Annotated in this window: 19 protein-coding genes; 11 read left to right on the top strand and 8 right to left on the bottom strand. The window is 71.1% G+C overall.

What is annotated here, in order from left to right:
- Window positions 1–100: 100 nt before the first annotated feature.
- Window positions 101–1,594, top strand: a complete 1,494-nt coding sequence (locus ACQP09_RS02010; protein WP_433395460.1) for an LVIVD repeat-containing protein — start codon at window positions 101–103, stop codon at window positions 1,592–1,594.
- A gap of 280 nt (window positions 1,595–1,874) precedes the next feature.
- Here the strand turns inward: ACQP09_RS02010 and ACQP09_RS02005 are convergent, their stop codons facing one another.
- From ACQP09_RS02005 to ACQP09_RS01990, 4 genes are all read right to left on the bottom strand, one after another.
- A complete protein-coding gene (locus tag ACQP09_RS02005) occupies window positions 1,875–2,054 on the bottom strand; it encodes a hypothetical protein (RefSeq protein WP_404071246.1) in 180 nt (59 codons plus the stop codon).
- Window positions 2,055–2,144: 90 nt separating this feature from the next.
- The gene (locus tag ACQP09_RS02000; RefSeq protein ID WP_433395458.1) at window positions 2,145–2,822 is read right to left on the bottom strand and encodes a phosphatase PAP2 family protein; all 678 of its coding nucleotides are present in this window, start codon (window positions 2,820–2,822) and stop codon (window positions 2,145–2,147) included.
- 166 nt (window positions 2,823–2,988) lie between these two features.
- The gene (locus ACQP09_RS01995) at window positions 2,989–3,924 is read right to left on the bottom strand and encodes a M56 family metallopeptidase (protein ID WP_433395456.1); all 936 of its coding nucleotides are present in this window, start codon (window positions 3,922–3,924) and stop codon (window positions 2,989–2,991) included.
- 97 nt (window positions 3,925–4,021) lie between these two features.
- Window positions 4,022–4,648, bottom strand: a complete 627-nt coding sequence (locus ACQP09_RS01990) for a DUF5134 domain-containing protein (protein ID WP_433395454.1) — start codon at window positions 4,646–4,648, stop codon at window positions 4,022–4,024.
- A 220-nt stretch (window positions 4,649–4,868) separates the two neighbouring features.
- Here ACQP09_RS01990 and ACQP09_RS01985 point away from each other — a divergent pair, with 220 nt between their 5' ends.
- Window positions 4,869–5,426, top strand: a complete 558-nt coding sequence (locus ACQP09_RS01985; RefSeq protein ID WP_433395452.1) for a GNAT family N-acetyltransferase — start codon at window positions 4,869–4,871, stop codon at window positions 5,424–5,426.
- A gap of 20 nt (window positions 5,427–5,446) precedes the next feature.
- On the opposite strand, the gene ACQP09_RS01980 is transcribed toward ACQP09_RS01985, so the two are convergent.
- Window positions 5,447–6,130 carry a glycerophosphodiester phosphodiesterase gene (locus ACQP09_RS01980; RefSeq protein WP_433395450.1) on the bottom strand — a complete coding sequence of 228 codons (684 nt, stop codon included), beginning with the start codon at window positions 6,128–6,130 and terminating at the stop codon, window positions 5,447–5,449.
- Between the two features lie 294 nt (window positions 6,131–6,424).
- Between ACQP09_RS01980 and ACQP09_RS01975 the strand changes: the two genes are divergently transcribed.
- The 4 genes from ACQP09_RS01975 to ACQP09_RS01960 all read left to right on the top strand — a co-directional run bounded on the left by ACQP09_RS01975 (window position 6,425) and on the right by ACQP09_RS01960 (window position 10,357).
- Window positions 6,425–7,822 carry a DUF6421 family protein gene (locus tag ACQP09_RS01975; protein ID WP_433395448.1) on the top strand — a complete coding sequence of 466 codons (1,398 nt, stop codon included), beginning with the start codon at window positions 6,425–6,427 and terminating at the stop codon, window positions 7,820–7,822.
- A 26-nt stretch (window positions 7,823–7,848) separates the two neighbouring features.
- Window positions 7,849–8,616: an SDR family oxidoreductase gene (locus tag ACQP09_RS01970; protein ID WP_356756958.1), complete on the top strand. Its 768-nt coding sequence runs from the start codon at window positions 7,849–7,851 to the stop codon at window positions 8,614–8,616.
- Window positions 8,613–9,674 (top strand): threonine aldolase family protein, encoded by a 1,062-nt coding sequence (locus tag ACQP09_RS01965; RefSeq protein ID WP_433406467.1) that lies wholly within the window; start codon window positions 8,613–8,615, stop codon window positions 9,672–9,674. Before ACQP09_RS01970 ends, ACQP09_RS01965 begins: the two co-directional genes overlap by 4 nt.
- A gap of 83 nt (window positions 9,675–9,757) precedes the next feature.
- Window positions 9,758–10,357, top strand: a complete 600-nt coding sequence (locus ACQP09_RS01960) for a transglutaminase-like domain-containing protein (protein ID WP_433395446.1) — start codon at window positions 9,758–9,760, stop codon at window positions 10,355–10,357.
- Between the two features lie 64 nt (window positions 10,358–10,421).
- Here ACQP09_RS01960 and ACQP09_RS01955 read toward each other — a convergent pair whose 3' ends face one another.
- On the bottom strand, window positions 10,422–11,144 hold the full coding sequence (locus ACQP09_RS01955; protein ID WP_356077069.1) for a lysophospholipid acyltransferase family protein: 723 nt from the start codon (window positions 11,142–11,144) through the stop codon (window positions 10,422–10,424).
- A 230-nt stretch (window positions 11,145–11,374) separates the two neighbouring features.
- On the opposite strand from ACQP09_RS01955, the gene ACQP09_RS01950 reads away from it, so the two are divergent.
- From ACQP09_RS01950 to ACQP09_RS01930, 5 genes are all read left to right on the top strand, one after another.
- Entirely contained in the window at window positions 11,375–11,701 is a 327-nt protein-coding gene (locus tag ACQP09_RS01950; RefSeq protein ID WP_433395444.1) for a TlpA family protein disulfide reductase, read from the top strand.
- Between the two features lie 196 nt (window positions 11,702–11,897).
- Entirely contained in the window at window positions 11,898–12,410 is a 513-nt protein-coding gene (locus tag ACQP09_RS01945) for a flavin reductase family protein (RefSeq protein ID WP_433395442.1), read from the top strand.
- A gap of 209 nt (window positions 12,411–12,619) precedes the next feature.
- On the top strand, window positions 12,620–13,405 hold the full coding sequence (locus tag ACQP09_RS01940) for an electron transfer flavoprotein subunit beta/FixA family protein (protein WP_433395440.1): 786 nt from the start codon (window positions 12,620–12,622) through the stop codon (window positions 13,403–13,405).
- Between the two features lie 54 nt (window positions 13,406–13,459).
- Complete coding sequence (locus tag ACQP09_RS01935) at window positions 13,460–14,422, top strand: electron transfer flavoprotein subunit alpha/FixB family protein (protein WP_433395438.1); 963 nt, start codon at window positions 13,460–13,462, stop codon at window positions 14,420–14,422.
- Between the two features lie 162 nt (window positions 14,423–14,584).
- Entirely contained in the window at window positions 14,585–15,883 is a 1,299-nt protein-coding gene (locus ACQP09_RS01930; RefSeq protein WP_433395436.1) for a DUF6986 family protein, read from the top strand.
- On the opposite strand, the gene ACQP09_RS01925 is transcribed toward ACQP09_RS01930, so the two are convergent.
- Together ACQP09_RS01925 and ACQP09_RS01920 are read right to left on the bottom strand one after the other, a co-directional pair.
- A complete protein-coding gene (locus ACQP09_RS01925; RefSeq protein ID WP_433395434.1) occupies window positions 15,870–16,241 on the bottom strand; it encodes a hypothetical protein in 372 nt (123 codons plus the stop codon). The genes ACQP09_RS01930 and ACQP09_RS01925 overlap by 14 nt on opposite strands.
- Window positions 16,242–16,482: 241 nt before the next feature.
- Window positions 16,483–17,022, bottom strand: coding sequence for a CGNR zinc finger domain-containing protein (locus tag ACQP09_RS01920; protein WP_433395432.1), 540 nt, complete (start codon window positions 17,020–17,022; stop codon window positions 16,483–16,485).
- Between the last annotated feature and the right edge of the window lie 57 nt (window positions 17,023–17,079).

Here is a 17,079-nt window from a genome sequence, read left to right as displayed (position 1 = left end):
TTACGTCTCTGTTGCCATCTGTTGATGTGTACATGGGAGGGACGATACTGCCGGGGTCCGAGAACCGTTCGAACCACGAACGGATACAAGGGAGGACACAGTGATCTCGTTGCACACCACCCGCGTGCGGCGCAGACGCCTGGGCGTGGCGGCAGCCGCGGCCGGGCTCTTCGCCGCGCTGCTGACGGCCGCACCCGCGGCGGCGACGCCCGACCCGGGCGACGCTCCGGCCGAACGCGGCTCCGTGACCACCAGTCAGCAGGCCGAAGCCCGCGCCGCCATCCGCGGCGGAGAGATACCCGGCGTGGACGAGATCGTCCACAGCTCCAACATCAAGCACCTGACGAACGTCCCGAAGGGCGCCCTGAAGGGGCTCAACACGGACCTCGCGTTCCAGGGCAAGTACGCGTACGTCGGCAACTACGACGGTTTCGTCATCTACGACATCAGCAACCCGAAGAAGCCGAAGACGGTCTCCGAGGTCCTCTGCCCCGGCTCGCAGAACGACATCTCGGTCTCCGGGAACCTGCTGTTCCTGTCCACCGACTCCTCGCGCAGCGACGACTCCTGCTCCAGCACCACCCAGCCCGCCACGGAGAAGTCCTCCTGGGAGGGCATGAAGATCTTCGACATCAGCAACAAGCGCCACCCCCGGTACATCGCGGCCGTCGAGACCGCCTGCGGCTCGCACACCCACACCCTGGTGCCGGACGGCAAGAAGAACATCTACGTCTACGTCTCCTCGTACTCGCCCAACGAGACGTTCCCCGACTGCCAGCCGCCGCACGACGGCATCTCCATCATCAAGGTTCCGGTCAACAAGCCGCAGAAGGCCAAGATCGTGAACTTCCCGGTGCTCTTCCCGGACGGCGGCAACCCGGGAGCGCCCACCAACCCGGGCGTCACCAAGACATCGGGCTGCCACGACATCACGGTCCTGCCCTCCAAGGACCTGGCCGCCGGTGCCTGCATGGGTGACGGCATCCTGTTCTCCATCAAGGACCCGGAGCGCCCGAAGATCATCGACCGGGTCCAGGACAACGTGAACTTCGCGTTCTGGCACTCGGCCACCTTCAACCAGGGTGCGAACAAGGTCGTCTTCACCGACGAGCTCGGCGGCGGCGGCGCGGCCACCTGCAACGAGCAGATCGGGCCGAAGCGCGGTGCCGACGGCATCTACGACATCGTGGGCAAGGGCGACCAGCGCAAGCTGGTCTTCCGCAGCTACTTCAAGATCGACCGCCACCAGGCCGACGTCGAGGTCTGCGTCGCCCACAACGGCTCGATCATCCCGGTCAAGGGCAAGGACCTGATGGTCCAGGCCTGGTACCAGGGCGGCATCTCCGTCTGGGACTTCACCAACTCGGCCAAGCCGAAGGAGATCGCCTTCTTCGAGCGCGGCCCGGTCACGCTCGACCAGGTCACCACGGCCGGCCCCTGGTCGGCGTACTACTACAACGGTCACATCTACTCCAGCGACATCGCCAAGGGCTTCGACGTGCTGAAGCTGACGGACAAGCGCACCGACCCGGCGGCCAAGGTCAAGCTGGACAGGCTCAACGCGCAGACGCAGCCGGACTACTTCGCCCGCTGACCCGTCGGCAGGAGAGACTCTCGTCCCGCGCTCCCAGGGCCGGCGTCCGCCGGGCGGTACCTCCCGCCCGGCGGACGCCTGCCCTCGCGCGTCGCCCGTGCGGGTGCCGTGCGGGTGCGTATGCGTGTACGTGTGCGCCGGAGAATATTCATTGACCGATGAGCCGGGCCGGGACATGCTGTATGCCGCGCCTGGATCCGGCGACGCGGGGGATCGCCGGAGTCAGGCGCTTTTGCCTGGTACCGGCTTCAGGGCCCGGCCGGGACGGTGGGTCCTCGGCTCAGGCAGGGGTACGGGCGTTGCCGCCGGTCGCGGCGGCCCACTCCACCAGCAGGCGCTGGTACTCGGCCTCGTCCTGCGGGGACAGGTAGCCGCCCGAGCGCTGCCAGAGGCCGCGGATGTCCGCGTTGACCTCTGTGGCGGAGCGCGTGGAAACGGACGACGACGACATCGGGGACATGGATACAAGGCTACGGCCCCGATCCGATGATCCGACCCCTTGTGGGACGGGATATCCCTCACACAGCGGGGGTTCGGGGCGGGATATCGGTCACACTCCGGGCCCCGGCGCCCGGCGGGACACGCTCCGGGCGTAGCCGGCGACGGTGAACGCCACCACCGCCAGGCCCAGCAGCACCCCACCCACCACATCGGTCAGCCAGTGCACCCCGAGATACACCCGGGTCACCGCCACGCCGATCACCGAGACCACCGCCACGGCCACCGCACCGCCCCAGAGCACCGGACCCGCTCCGTACAGCCGCAGCAGCCACAGGAGCAGCCCGCAGCTCATCGCGGCCGTCATGGCGTGGCCGGAGGGGAAGGCCGCGAAGTGGGCGCTGTCCACCGGGTCCGGCCAGCGGGGGCGCTCACGGCCCAGGGCGGCCTTCACCCCTTGCGAGAGGAGGGAGCCCAGCAGACTGGCGGCGGCCACCCACAGGGCGAGGAGCCGTGCGCCGCGCCACCACAAGGTGATCACGGCCGCCGCGATCAGTGCCCGCATCGTCCACGGGTCCCAGAACCAGTCCGTCAGCACCCGGTTGACGTGGACCAGCCCCGGCTCGGCCACCGCGTGCCGGTGCAGGGAGTCGGCGACCGTACGGTCCAGAGCCATCAGGGGCGGCCACTGCGCCGCGACGAGGACGAGCACCAGGAGGAACAGGGCGATGCCCGCGCCTCCGGCGATCAGGGGGGCGGGCGAGGGGCGGGGGGTGTGGGGGGAGCGCATGGCCCGATACTCGCGGACACCCGCACCGCGTGGCCAACCTCCAGCGGCGAGTTCTTCTCGGTGCGGCTGGTCAGGAGTACGGAGTTCCCGGCCCGCGCGGCCGTCTCCGGGCGCCGAACTCCGGCCCGTGGCCGGGGCGTGTCCGGCGGACCAGGGCCGGATACCCCTAACCCAGAGCGCGGAGCCCCGGTACGAACGCCACCACCAGCGGGACCACCGGAACCAGCGCCGCCGCTGCCGTCAGGCGGAGGCGGCGGCCTGCCGTCAGGCGGTCGACCGGGGCCAGCAACCGGTTGACGCGGAGCGGGACTTGGGCGTCCGGGGTGGGGCAGGGGCCGAAGACGCCGCGGTCCTCGTTGAGCCCGACCAGAGCCAGCGCGGTCGTCAGCCGGCCGAAGCGGCGCGAGGCCACGTCGTCGGCGGCCAGCTCCACCAGCCGGTGCATCTCGTCCCGGAACGCGGCGAACACCGGGATCTGCGGGAAGCCGATGGCCAGCGCCGAGGAGCAGTGCAGCAGCCAGTCGTGCCGGGCCTGCGCGTGGCCCTGCTCATGGGCGAGCACGGCATCCAGCTGACGGCCCTTCAGCCGCCCGAGAGCGGCGGTGGTGATGACCAGTTGAGGCGCCGCGCCGGGCAGCCACCAGGCGTCCGGACGCTCACCCTCCAGCACCACGAGACGGTCGGCGCCGGGCTCCTCGCCCGGCAGCAGCGGAGAGCGGACCAGCAGCTCCGCCCGGCGCTGCTTGCGCCGCCGGCGCGCGCGCCGGATCTCCCGCAGCAGCATCGCGCCGCTCCACAGGCCGCCCAGCGCCAGCAGCACCGCGATCACCGCCGACCAGGGGCCGTACGCGGCCAGCGCGTACGCCTCGACCACGGCGTGCGGAGCGGGCGCGAAGACATGGCCGCGCACCGCCTGCCAGGCGGCGGCCGCGCTGAACGTCATGGAGAGCGCGAACGACATGAGCACCCCGGCCACCACGCACTGCCACACCCACAGCGCCACCACCGGCTCCCGCTCCGGCCACCGGGCCCGGGCCATCAGGCGAGGGGTCACCAGAGCGGTCAGTGCACCGAGCAGCAGCAGCGCGAGGGAGACCAGCATGGAGCCAGCCTATGAGGGGCGGGCGACTCACCGGTACGGCTGCGCCCGGCAAGTGACGTAGACCACGGTTTGGAGGCCCTCTGTCTCGCGATCTGTCTCACAGGGTGAGAAGCATGGCGAACATGGCGATGCCCATTGTGAGCCGGCAGGCCATCGTCAGCTCGGCCCCGCCGCCCGCCGCGCCGCTCACGACACCGCCTCCACCGCCGCGTACGACGCCTTCCGCACTGCCGCCCGCGAAGCTCGCGACGCCCGTCCCCGCCGGTATGAGGTGCCCGGCGGAGCGCAGCACGTACAGCGCGTAGTAGACGAGGAGCACCCCGGTCAGCAACGGAACGCCCCCGGCCCCTCCGGCCGCCGCCGCCCCGTGCCCAGCGTGCCCGCCCGCTCCCGCCGCCCCCGGAGCCATCGTCACCGCCATGTAGACCATCGCCAGCGAGCCGACCAGGTGGTGCAGGTGGTGGTGGGCGCCGCCCCGGGCCGCCCAGAGCGCCCGCAGCGCGGCGGCGCCGAACACCGCTCCGTACACCGCCCAGGACCACTCCGGGAGCGTCAGCACCGCGGCCGGCAGCGCCATCGCCGCCATGCCGAAGCCCATCAGCGCCTCGCCGCGCGCGGTCCGGCGCTCCTGCGGGGTGCCGGTACGGGTGCGCAGCAGGCAGTAGGCGCCGCTCACCGCGCACAACGCCATCAGCAGCCAGCCGGCCAGGGCCCCTCCGTGCACGGCGAACCTCCCCCTCGGACGTACGGCGCGATGTACGGCACCGCTGCGCGCGATGTACGGCACCGAAGTAGTCGATGCCCGGCACCGGGCCGCCGAACCCAGCGCGCGGGGGCGTGAAGGGGGTGCGCCTGGGCCCGGAAGGGGCGCTCCGGGTCGCGTTACTCTCGACCCGCACGTGTGCACAGCACACGCGGAGCAGCAGAGAACGGAGCGTTCCCCTATGGACACCGCCACGCCCGCCGGCTCGGCCCGCCTGACCTTCCGCGACGCGACCGCGGCGGACGCCCCGGCGCTGGTGGCGCTCATCGAGTCCGCCTACCGCGGCGACTCCAGCCGCACCGGCTGGACCACGGAGGCCGACCTCCTGGAAGGGCAGCGGACCGACGAGGAAGGCGTGCGCGCGGTCATCGACGCTCCCGCGGGCCGGCTGCTGGCGGTCGAGCGCGACGGCGAGCTGATCGCCTGCTGCCAGCTCGAACACCGCGGTGAGGCGGCGTACTTCGGGATGTTCGCGGTCCGCCCCGGCGCCCAGGGTGGCGGCCTCGGCAAGGTGATCATCGCCGAGGCCGAGCGGACGGCCCGGGAGAACTGGGGCGTACGCGAGATGCACATGACGGTGATCTCGCTGCGCGAGGAGCTGATCGCCTGGTACGAACGGCGCGGCTACCGGCGTACGGGACAGCTCACGCCGTTCCCGTACGGCGACGAGCGCTTCGGCGTCCCGCAGCGCGACGATCTGGCGTTCGAGCTCCTGGTGAAGAACATCGAAGCCCTCTAGGAAGCCCTCCAGGGCCGGCCTCAGGCGGTGAAGCGGCCTGTGCGGCGGATCTCGGGGAAGTCCGTGGTCGCGCCGTCCAGGTTCAGCGCCCGGGCCAGCCGCAGATGGTCCTGGGTGTTCACCACCCAGCCGAGCACCTTGACGTTCTCCGCGTGCGCCTGCTCCACGACCTCCAGCGTGAGCCGGCGGATGCTCAGCGCGAGTGTCGCCGCGCCCGCCGCCCTCGCCCGCTCCACGATGTCCCCGCTCCAGCGGCTGGCGATGAGGACCGTCCGTACCCCCGGCACCAGCCGGGCGATCTCGGTGACGGCCTCGTCGTGGAACGAGGAGACCTCCACCCGCCCCACCAGATCCCGGGCCAGCAGAACCTCCGCCAGCGCCCGGGCCGCCGCCACGTCCTTGATCTCGGCCTGGATCGGCGCCTTCACCGCGTCCAGGACCTCCTCGAAGACCGGGATCCGCTCACCCTGCCCGGCGTCCAGCTCCCGCAGCTCCGCCAGGGTCTTGCCGGCGATCGGCCCGGTCCCGTCGGTCGTACGGTCCACGTCCGCGTCGTGCATCACGGCGAGCGCGCCGTCCTTGCTGAGGTGGAGGTCCAGCTCGATGGCGTCCATCCCCGCCTCCTCCGCGCGGATGAAGGAGCGCAGGGTGTTCTCGGGCTCGACGCCCATCACACCGCGATGACCCAGGGTGAGAAATGACAAGGCGACCTCGTTTCCGTCGGCGGCTGCCCGCCAACTGCTCCTGCCCGCAGGGAGTTACGGCATGACGGCACGGGTGAGGGTAGCGGCCGGGGCCGCGGATGTCTGCCGCCGTGCGGGCCGCGTCGGCCGGACGGGGCAAGGACGGAGGTAACTGTGCGCCTACCCGGCATACGACAGGAAAAACAGCGGTGACTATGGGGGGTCGACAGGATAATTTTCAGGGCTTCACTTGTGCGAAGTGAGCCTGCGCGGCTACGGTGGCTCCACGCGAGGTTCTCCCGTGGAGGAAATGTTATGACGGAAATTCTTGTGCACGATGCCGCCGAAGGCGCGATAGCTGCTGCCCCCAGGGTGGTCGAGCACCCGGCGTGGCCCGCGCTCAGGGATGCCGTCGAGGAGATCCGCCCCTGGCAGTCCCAGGACGGTTCCATCGACTTCGAGGCCGAGGGCGCCCCGTCGCCCGCGACCGTCGAGCGCGTCGTCGAGCGGGTGATCGGCGCGGTGGAGGAGCTCTCCCCGCTGCTGCCGCACGACGCCGCCTACCACCGCGCGCTCGTCACCGACCTGCGCCGCTGGGCCGCCGACGGCTTCCGCGTACCGGACTTCCTGGACTCGCTGCTCGCCTTCCAGCCTGCGCGGAACCGGGTCGACGGCCTCCAGCACCTGGTCGTCTTCCCGATGTACACGCAGAACGGCAACCCGGACCGGAACTTCGAAGCCGTCGTGCTGAAGATGGTCTGGCCGGAGTGGCTCGCCGACCTGGAAGCCACGCGGTACGACAACCCGCTCTTCTGCGGGATCACCTTCGAGGACTTCACCGCCGGTTACGACACCAACTCCGCGGTCCTCTTCCCGGAGACCATCGCCGTGCGCGAGGCCCCCGAGCGCTTCAGCTGGGGCGGCATCTTCTGCGACCGCGAGGCCGCCCGCTTCCGCCGCGTCACCGAGGCCTCCGTCGAGCTGCTCGGCCTGGAGCTGCCCGAGGACATCCGCGAGATGATCGGCGACCAGACCCGGTGCGAGCAGGCGTTCGTCCTGTGGGACATGGTCCACGACCGCACCCACAGCCACGGCGACCTGCCGTTCGACCCGTTCATGATCAAGCAGCGCCAGCCGTTCTGGATGTACGGCCTGGAGGAGCTGCGCTGCGACCTCACCGCCTTCAAGGAGGCCGTGAAGCTGGAGGCCGAGGGCAACGCGCACGGCCGGGACGTGCAGTACGCCGTCCTCTTCGACCGGATGTTCCGCTTCCCGGTCACCGGCGACCGCGTCCGCAACTACGACGGCCTCGGCGGCCAGCTGCTCTTCGCCTACCTGCACAAGCACGACGTCGTCCGCTGGACCGACAACACGCTGAAGATCGACTGGGAGCGTGCCCCGCAGGTCACCAACCAGCTCTGCGCCGAGATCGAGAAGCTCTACCGCGACGGCATCGACCGGCCGAAGCTGGTCCACTGGTTCGCCGCCTACGACCTGGTCTCCACCTACCTCGCTCCGCACCCCGGATCCACCTGGGCCAAGGGTCCCGACGCCCTGGACCTCACTCAGCCCCCTCGCAAGCTCGTCGACGACGTGCTTCCGGACGAGTTTCCCCTGAGCATGTTCTATGAGGCGCTCGCCAAGAAGCTGAAGCACGTGATTGCCTCCGCCAAGGGCATTACCGCCGCGAGCGCCGAGCAGGCAGCCGCGTGAACGCATCTCCCGAGGAGGCGGTGGCCATGAACGGAACAGGCAAGGGCGAGGGGACAGGTGTGCTCGAAGGTGCTGTGATCGCGGTCGCCGGAGCGGCGGGGCCCGCGGGCCGCGCGACGCTGCTGCGGCTCGCGGAGGCCGGTGCGACCGTCGTCGGCTGCGACGCCAACCCGGAGCGGCTCGCCGAGGCGGTGGACGCCGCCCGCTACGCCCACGGCGGCGCGACCGTCACCGGCGAGACCGTCGACCTCTTCGACCTCGACGCGGCCCGGGACTGGGCCAAGCGGACCGAGGCCGAGTTCGGCCGGATCGACGGCCTGGTCCACCTCGTCGGCGGCTGGCGCGGCAGTCCCAGCTTCCAGGAGACCAGTCTCGCGGACTGGGACACCCTGGAGAAGCTGCTGATCCGCACCGTCCAGTCCACCTCGCTGGCCTTCCAGGAACCCCTCCAGCGCAGCGACAAGGGCCGCTACCTGCTGATCAGCGCCGCCGGCGCCGGCAAGCCCACCGCGGGCAACGCCGCCTACTCCGCCTCCAAGGCCGCGGCCGAGGCCTGGACCCTCGCGCTCGGGGACGCCTTCCGTAAGGCGGGGGGCGAGGACGGGCCCGCCGCCGCTGCTGCGATCCTGGTGGTCAAGGCACTGGTGAACGACGCCATGCGCGCCGAGCGCCCGAATGCGAAGTTCGCGGGCTTCACCGACGTCACGGAGCTGGCCGAGGCCATCGCCGGCGTCTGGGACAAGCCCGCCCCCGAAGTGAACGGAAAGCGCCTGTGGCTGACCCCGCAAACGTGAGGACCGACGCGCGCCGCCACCACGACCCGCAGGTACGCGGGTTCGCCAGCGACAACTACGCGGGCGCGCACCCCGAGGTCCTCGCGGCCATCGCCCTCGCCAACGGCGGCCACCAGGTCGCCTACGGCGAGGACGACTACACCGGCCACCTCCAGCGCGTCATGCACAGCCACTTCGGCCCCACCGCCGAGGCCTTCCCGGTCTTCAACGGCACAGGCGCCAACGTGGTGGCCCTCCAGGCGCTCACCGACCGCTGGGGCGCGGTCATCTGCGCCGATTCCGCGCACATCAACGTGGACGAGGGCGGCGCGCCCGAGCGGGTGGGCGGCCTCAAGCTCCTCACCGTCCCCACGCCGGACGGCAAGCTCACCCCCGAGCTCATCGACCAGCAGGCGTACGGCTGGGACGACGAGCACCGGGCCATGCCGCAGGTCGTCTCGATCACCCAGAACACCGAGCTCGGCACCGTCTACACCCCCGACGAGATCCGCGCCATCTGCGACCACGCCCACGAGCGCGGCATGAAGGTGCACCTCGACGGGGCCCGGATAGCCAACGCCGCCGCCTCCCTGGACGTCCCCATGCGGACGTTCACCAACACGGTCGGCGTCGACGTGCTCTCCTTCGGCGGTACGAAGAACGGCGCCCTCTTCGGCGAGGCCGTCGTCGTGCTCAACCCCGACGCGGTCCGGGCGATGAAGCACCTGCGCAAGCTCTCCATGCAGCTCGCCTCCAAGATGCGCTTCGTCTCGGTCCAGCTGGAGGCGCTGCTCGCCAAGGACCTGTGGCTCCGCAACGCCCGGCACGCCAACGCCATGGCCCAGCGGCTCGCCGAAGGCGTCCGCGCCGTCGACGGCGTGGAGATCCTCCACCCGGTCCAGGCCAACGCCGTCTTCGCCCGGCTGCCGCACGCCGTCAGCGAGCGGCTGCAGAAGCGCTTCCGCTTCTACTTCTGGGACGAGACCGCCGGTGACGTGCGCTGGATGTGCTCCTTCGACACCCGCGAGGACGATGTCGACGCCTTCCTCCAGGCGTTGAAGGAAGAGATGGCGCGGTAGTACACCTCTCGCGCTGTGCATGAGTATGCGGCCGACCGGAAATCAATTGATCTCCGGTCGGCCGCTTCGTACGCTCCGGCACCATGGAACTGATCCAGCAGTCCCCGGACATCGCCGCCTATCTGGCCGCCGACGAGGCCATCGACCACGACCATCCGGTCGTGAGGAAGACGGCGGCAGACCTGGCTCGCGAGGCCGACGACGCATACGCATACGCCCGTACCGCCTTCACGTACGTACGCGACACCATCCCGCACTCCGCCGACTCCGGCGACCCCCGCGTCACCTGGCGCGCCTCCGACGTGCTCGCCACCCGCAACGGCATCTGCTACGCCAAGTCCATCGCGCTCACCGCGCTGCTCCGGGCCCGCGCCATCCCGGCCGGGCTCTGCTACCAGCGGCTCACCGACGACGACGGGACGGACCCGGTCGTGCACGGCCTGATGGCGCTCCGGCTGCCTGGTCACGACCGCTGGGCGCGGGTTGACCCACGGGGCAACAAACCAGGCGTCGACGCGCAGTTCTCCCTCGGAGCCGAGCGGCTGGCCTGGGCGGTACGCGAGGAGATCGGCGAGGTGGACTATCCGGCGCTCCACGCCACGCCGCCCGCCGAGGTCCTCCACGCCCTGCGGAACGCCCGGGACCGTGCCGAGCTCTGGCGGAACCTCCCCACCCAGCTCTGAGCCCCCCGGCGGTGCGCGCCGGAGGGCTCAGGGGTGATTCAGGGGTGCTCGGAAGGAGAGCCGGTCAGCCGAGCTCGCGGACCTGCGCGGGCGTCGGAGCCGTACCGCCGAGGTGCGCCGGCACCCACCACGTGTCACTCGCGTCCTTCGGGCGCACCGGGTACGCCCGCTGGGCGGCCTCCAGCAGCTCCTGCACGCGCTCCCGCAGCCGCCGGGTGATGGCCCCCGCGTACTGGTCGGCGGGCGCCTCCACGGGCTCGCCGACCCGGATGGTGATCGGGATGTGGCTGCGCTTGAAGTTGCGCGGCCGCCCCTTGGTCCAGATCCGCTGCGTGCCCCACAGCGCCATCGGGATCAGCGGAACCCCGGCCTCCTGGGCGAGGCGTGCGGCACCCGACTTGAAGCTCTTCAGCGTGAACGACTGCGAGATGGTGGCCTCGGGGAAGACGCCGACGATCTCACCGGAGCGCAGCGACTCCAGCGCGTGCGCGTACGCGTGCTCGCCCTGGTTCCGGTCGACCGGGATGTGCTTCATCCCGCGCATCAGCGGACCGGAGACCTTGTGCCGGAAGACCGATTCCTTCGCCATGAAGCGGACGAGCCGCTTCTGCGGCAGAGCACCCAGGCCGGTGAAGATGAAGTCGAGGTAGCTGATGTGGTTGCTGACCAGCACCGCACCGCCGGTCTTCGGGATGTGCTCCGAACCCTGAGTGTCGATCTTCAGGTCGAGCGCCTTGAACATGGTGCGAGCGGCGCCGACGACCGGTCGATAGACGAGTTCTGCCATCTGGGGAAGACCCTTCTTCAGTGCCTGGGGAGGGTTCTCCCGGCGGAAGTTACGCAGCCGTAGGTATTCGGCATTGTGGCGATGGTGCCCCATGCGCGGGCCCGTGACCAGTCCCGGTGGGCCCGGACGGCGAGATTCTCGTCACGTGCGCCTCGCCTCCGAGCTGCGGGAATGTCCTGCGGCCAACCGGTGCTGACTCCTTGCGAAGGACTCTGGACCAGGAGGCGACAGTGGACGGCGGAACATTCGCGCAGCGGCTCGACGCGGCCCAACTCGGCGCGGAGCTGGGGGAACGGGCGACGCTCGTCCAGTTCTCCACCGCCTTCTGCCAGCCGTGCCGGGCCACCCGCCGCACGCTCGGCGAGGTGGCCGCCATGGTCGAAGGCGTCGCACACATCGAGATCGACGCCGAGGCGCATCTCACGCTCGTACGGCAGCTCGACATCACGAAGACACCGACCGTCCTCGTGCTCGACCGCGCGGGCCAGGTGGTCCGCCGGGCGTCCGGCCAGCCCCGCACCGCCGATGTCGTCGCGGCGCTGGGACGGGCCATATGACGGACCGTGACGCATCTCCCACATTCCGGAACGCCCTTGACTGCACCCACCACGCATCGTCAGTCTGACGCTATGCCGCCAGAACTCCTTCTCTACGGCCGGGTCCATGTGGACCTCGCACGCCACGCGAGTGCGCGCTGTCCGGGTGCCTGAGCAACCACGGCCCCGTACGCCCTCCTCGCAGAAGGACACCTCCATGACGGCCTCTCCCGAACTCGCCCCCGCTCCCGTCCTCAAGGCCTCGCCCGAGCTGCTGCGCTCCGTCTTCCGCCGCCACGCCGCGGGCGTCGCGGTGATCACCGCCGCCGGGGAGCGGCCGGCCGGATTCACCGCCACCTCGCTCAACTCTGTCGCGGCCGAGCCGCCGCTGGTCTCCTTCGGCATCGGGACCTCCTCCTCCAGCTGGCCGGTGCTGGCCGAGGCGGAGTATGTCGGCGTCCACATACTCGGCGAGCACCAGCAGGAGCTGGCCGCCACCTTCGCCCGCAGTGGCGCCGACCGCTTCGGCCCGTCCACCGAGTGGAGCAGCGGCCCCGAGGGCGTTCCGCTGCTGTCCGGCGTCTCCGCCTGGCTGGTCTGCCGGGTCGTGGCCCGCGTCCCGGCGGGCGACCACCGCATCGTGATCGCCGAGGCCGTGGCGGGCGACCCGTCGGGGGCCGGGCGTCCGCTGGTCTACCACCAGGGGCGGTTCACGGCTCTGCGAGAGTGAGGGCGGGCGAGCGGGGGCCCGGTGCGGGACCGTTTCCGCCGTAGGCAAGGTCACAGTGCGGACCGCTTGCCCAGGGGTAAGAGACTGGGTGTACTGGCGAGTAATATCGCTTGGGGCCCCGGTCGGCCCGACCGGAAACGGCCCCGTAAGGCGCCTATGCTGCGTGCAACAAGGCAGCCCAGAAATGACGATGCAGTAGGAGAGCCGGCGTGAGCTTGAGGATCGTTGTCTGTGTGAAGTACGTGCCCGACGCGACCGGTGACCGGCATTTCGCCGATGACCTGACGTTGGATCGTGAGGATGTCGACGGTCTGCTGTCGGAGCTGGACGAGTACGCGGTCGAGCAGGCGTTGCAGATCGCGGATGCGGCGGACGATGCGGAGATCACCGTGGTGACGGTGGGTCCGGAGGATGCCAAGGACGCGTTGCGCAAGGCGTTGTCGATGGGTGCGGACAAGGCGGTTCACGTCGAGGACGACGATCTGCACGGCACGGATGTGATGGGCACGTCGCTGGTGCTGGCGAAGGCTGTCGAGAAGACCGGCTTCGACCTGGTGATCTGCGGGATGGCTTCCACCGACGGTGTCATGGGGGTCCTGCCGGCCCTGCTGGCCGAGCGTCTGGGTGTGCCGCAGGTGACCCTCCTCTCCGAGGTGTCGGTGGAGGGTGGTGTGGTGACCGGGCGTCGTGACGGTGACACCGCATCCGAGCGGCTTGAGGCGTCGCTGCCGGCGGTGGTGTCGGTGACCGACCAGTCCGGTGAGGCCCGTTACCCCTCGTTCAAGGGGATCATGGCGGCGAAGAAGAAGCCGGTCGAGTCGCTGGATCTGGATGATCTGGGTCTGGACGCGGACGAGGTCGGTCTGGCGGGTGCGTGGACGGCGGTGGATTCGGCGACCGAGCGTCCGGCGCGGACGGCGGGCACGATCGTGAAGGACGAGGGTGAGGGCGGTCGGCAGCTCGCCGAGTTCCTCGCGGGCCAGAAGTTCATCTGATCCCGCACGCCCGTAGGTTCCTGTCTCTGTTTCTCTCGTCTGGAGTGCGTTGTCATGGCTGAAGTTCTTGTTCTGGTCGATCACGTGGACGGTGCGGTCCGTAAGCCCACCCTGGAGCTGCTGACGCTGGCCCGCCGGATCGGTGACCCGGTCGCTGTGGCGCTGGGTGCCGGCGCGGAGGCGACCGCGGGTGTGCTGGGTGAGCACGGTGCGGTGAAGGTCCTGACCGCCGATGCTGCCCAGTTCGCGGACTATCTGGTGGTGCCGAAGGTGGATGCGCTGCAGGCCGCCTTCGACGTGGTGAATCCGGTGGCGGTGCTGGTGGTGTCCTCGGCGGAGGGTAAGGAGGTCGCGGCCCGTCTGGCGCTGCGGGTCGGTTCGGGGATCATCACCGATGCCACCGATCTGGAGGCCGACGCCAAGGGCCCCGTCGCCACGCAGGCGGCGTTCGCCGCCTCCTACACCACCCGCTCCCGTGTTTCGCGGGGTGTCCCGGTCATCACGGTCAAGCCGAACTCCGCCCCGGTCGAACCGGCCGCTGCGGCCGGCACGGTCGAGGCCCTGTCGGTGTCGTTCAGTGAGGGGGCCACGGGGACGAAGGTGACGGGGCGGACGCCGCGTGAGTCGACCGGGCGCCCGGAGCTGACCGAGGCCGCGATCGTGGTCTCCGGCGGCCGTGGTGTCGGCGGTGGGGAGAACTTCCCGCTCATCGAGGCGCTGGCCGACAGTCTGGGCGCAGCCGTGGGTGCCTCGCGTGCCGCGGTCGACGCGGGCTGGTACCCGCACACCTCCCAGGTCGGCCAGACGGGTAAGTCCGTCTCGCCGCAGCTGTACATCGCCTCGGGTATCTCCGGTGCGATCCAGCACCGGGCCGGTATGCAGACCTCGAAGACGATCGTCGCGATCAACAAGGACGCCGAGGCCCCGATCTTCGACCTCGTCGACTACGGCGTCGTCGGCGACCTCTTCACCGTCGTGCCCCAGCTCACCGACGAGGTCAACGCCCGCAAGGCCTGACCACCCCGACACACCCCCGCTCCGGGCCGCACGGTGAACCCACCGCGCGGCCCGGAGCCGTTTCGGGCCACCATTGACGCAGGTCGAGCGGGCCTTATAACTTCACTATACGGATTGTTGATTCCGGGAAGCGGAAACGGCGAGAGCGTGGAGGGTACGGTCATGGGTCAGCAGGAGAAGGTGGCGACGAGCCTCGCGGGCACGGTCAGCGAGGAGATCAGCGCCTCCCTCACGGCGGTCGACGCGGAGCTCGCCCGCCGCTACCCCGGGGACCCCGGCACCCGCCAGCCCGTGCACACCGTCTACGTACCCGGTGACGTCTTCGAGCCGGGCACCCTCCGCTCCTGGGGCGACCAGGCGCTCGCCGCGCTCGATGAGCACGCGCCCGACGCCGCCTCCTTCGCCGCCGTCCTCGGCATCCCCGAGGAGCTGGCGGGCCCGGTCCACGACCGCGTACGCGCCAAGCTGGAGCGCGAGCCGGTCGAGGACCTGCGCATCGACTTCGAGGACGGCTACGGCCCCCGCCCGGACGCCGAGGAGGACGAGGCCGCCGCCCGCGCCGCGCGCCTGGTCTCCGAGGCGTACGCGAACGGCACGGCGGCCCCGTACATGGGCATCCGGATGAAGTGCATGGAGGCCGGCGTACGCGACCGCGGCATCCGCACCACCGACGTCTTCCTCACCGGCCTGATGGAGGCGGGCGGGCTGCCCGACGGGCTCGTGCTGACCCTGCCGAAGGTGACGTACCCCGAGCAGGTCACCGCCTTCGTCCAGCTCCTCGAAGCCTTCGAGAAGGCCCACGGCCTGGACGACGGACGCATCGGCTTCGAGATCCAGATCGAGACCAGCCAGTCCATCCTCGCCGCCGACGGCACCGCCGCTGTCGCCCGCATGATCGACGCGGCACAGGGCCGGGCGACCGGGCTGCACTACGGCACCTTCGACTACAGCGCCTGCGTCGGCGTCAGCGCCGCCTACCAGGCCAGCGACCACCCGGCCGCCGACCACGCCAAGGCCGTCATGCAGGTCGCCGCCGCCGGCACCGGCGTACGCGTCTCCGACGGCTCCACCAACGTCCTGCCCGTCGGCCCGACCGCCCAGGTCCACGAGGCCTGGCGGCTCCACCACGGCCTCACCCGCCGCGCTCTGGCCCGCGCGTACTACCAGGGCTGGGACATGCACCCCGGCCACCTCCCGACGCGTTACGCGGCCGTCTACGCCTTCTACCGCGAGGGCCTGGAGCCCGCCGCCGTCCGGCTCGCGGCGTACGTCGCCAAGGCCGGCGGTGACGTCATGGACGAGCCCGCCACCGCCAAGGCCCTCAGCGGCTACCTGCTGCGCGGCATCGACTGCGGCGCGCTCGACACCGCCGAGGTCGCCCGGCTGACCGGCCTGACCCGCGCCGACCTGGACGCGTTCGCCTCGCCGCGCCGGGGCGACCTGACGGTCACGACTCCGTAGAACGTCCTCCACGGAGGGCCGTCGGTAAGCGTCGCGCCCCGGCTGCGGTACGGCCGGCCCGGCCGGGGTGTGCAGGCCCGCCACGGGCAGCGTCGGCCGGCTCGGCCGCCGCGACCGTGGCCGACTCGCCGCCGCCGGGCGGCACGCGCAGCACGTCGTTGTCGGCGTAGTCGGAGACGTACAGAGGTGCCGCGCCGCGCACCGGCGGCTGCGTGTCTGCCGCCGAGGCGATCGGGCTGCGCAGAGCAGCATCACCGCCGCCATCGCCGCGGACCGCCACCGCGAACGTCTCCGGCCGGGCTCGACGGGTCCACGGGGCCGGGTCGCGGCTGTTGCCACAGGAGTCATGGGTACGCACCTGTTCTGGACGCCCTGCCCGCTGCCGTACCGGCCCGGGGGGGGGAAAGGGTGGCGCGACCGCGGGCCCGGGCGGAACGGGGGCGCCACGGTGGCGACGGTCCCTCGCGTCCGGACGGTTGGTCCGGCGCGTGAGCCGGAGCGTGCCGTACGGGCCCGGGGCTGTCAGCGGCCGACGTCAGGAACCGCCTCCGCCCGTCCGGTGGCACCCCGCCCCGCCGCGCCCAACGGCCCCGGGAACCCTAGGGCTTGGCGCCACCCGTACGGGCGCGGTAGGCGCGCATCTTGTGCCGCGCGCCGCACACGTCCATGTCGCACCACAGGCCGTTCGCGGACGGCGCCCGGTCGTAGAAGACCCAGCGGCACTCCGGCGCCGCGCAGGCCTTGAGCCGCGTCGCGTGACGCCCGGTCAGCCCGTCCCGCAGCAGGGCTTCGAGCACCGTTCGTACGATCTCCGCCACCGGCTCGTCGGAGGCCGGGCGCAGGGCGAGAGTGCCGTCGGGGCGGACCACCGGGGCGCCGGCCACGGAGTGGATCAGCCGGTTGAGGGCGTCGAGCGCCCCCGGCGAGGACCGCTCGACGAGGTAGGCCCGCACGGTCTCCCGGGCCTCGGTGAGCGCCGCCAGCCCGGCCGGTGAGAGCACTTCCGGGCAGCCGTGCGTACGCAGCCACGCGCCCGCCGTCTCCGGCCGTGCGAACTCGTCCTCGCCGTGGAGGAGGGTCGCCGTGTTGCAGAACGCCTCGACCGGTTCGAGCTCCGCGGGTGCCGGGTTCCGTCGCATGGCCCTTACTTTATCAACGTTACCGACAAGAGGCTTGCTCTGGTAACGTCGAGAGTC

It is taken from the genome of Streptomyces sp. CA-146814, from assembly GCF_050942385.1.
In the GTDB taxonomy this organism is placed as follows: Bacteria; Actinomycetota; Actinomycetes; order Streptomycetales; family Streptomycetaceae; genus Streptomyces.
Note: the sequence above shows the minus strand (reverse complement) of the source record. Positions and strands in the feature narration are given on the sequence as shown.

Excerpts from the sequence above, each read along its gene's own strand:
- ACQP09_RS02005 (WP_404071246.1), bottom strand. The coding sequence starts at position 2,054 with ATGTCCCCGATGTCGTCGTCGTCCGTTTCCACGCGCTCCGCCACAGAG.
- ACQP09_RS02000 (WP_433395458.1), bottom strand. The coding sequence starts at position 2,822 with ATGCGCTCCCCCCACACCCCCCGCCCCTCGCCCGCCCCCCTGATCGCC.
- ACQP09_RS01995 (WP_433395456.1), bottom strand. The coding sequence starts at position 3,924 with ATGCTGGTCTCCCTCGCGCTGCTGCTGCTCGGTGCACTGACCGCTCTG.
- ACQP09_RS01985 (WP_433395452.1), top strand. The coding sequence starts at position 4,869 with ATGGACACCGCCACGCCCGCCGGCTCGGCCCGCCTGACCTTCCGCGAC.
- ACQP09_RS01975 (WP_433395448.1), top strand. The coding sequence starts at position 6,425 with ATGACGGAAATTCTTGTGCACGATGCCGCCGAAGGCGCGATAGCTGCT.
- ACQP09_RS01970 (WP_356756958.1), top strand. The coding sequence starts at position 7,849 with ATGAACGGAACAGGCAAGGGCGAGGGGACAGGTGTGCTCGAAGGTGCT.
- ACQP09_RS01960 (WP_433395446.1), top strand. The coding sequence starts at position 9,758 with ATGGAACTGATCCAGCAGTCCCCGGACATCGCCGCCTATCTGGCCGCC.
- ACQP09_RS01955 (WP_356077069.1), bottom strand. The coding sequence starts at position 11,144 with ATGGCAGAACTCGTCTATCGACCGGTCGTCGGCGCCGCTCGCACCATG.
- ACQP09_RS01945 (WP_433395442.1), top strand. The coding sequence starts at position 11,898 with ATGACGGCCTCTCCCGAACTCGCCCCCGCTCCCGTCCTCAAGGCCTCG.
- ACQP09_RS01935 (WP_433395438.1), top strand. The coding sequence starts at position 13,460 with ATGGCTGAAGTTCTTGTTCTGGTCGATCACGTGGACGGTGCGGTCCGT.
- ACQP09_RS01930 (WP_433395436.1), top strand. The coding sequence starts at position 14,585 with ATGGGTCAGCAGGAGAAGGTGGCGACGAGCCTCGCGGGCACGGTCAGC.
- ACQP09_RS01920 (WP_433395432.1), bottom strand. The coding sequence starts at position 17,022 with ATGCGACGGAACCCGGCACCCGCGGAGCTCGAACCGGTCGAGGCGTTC.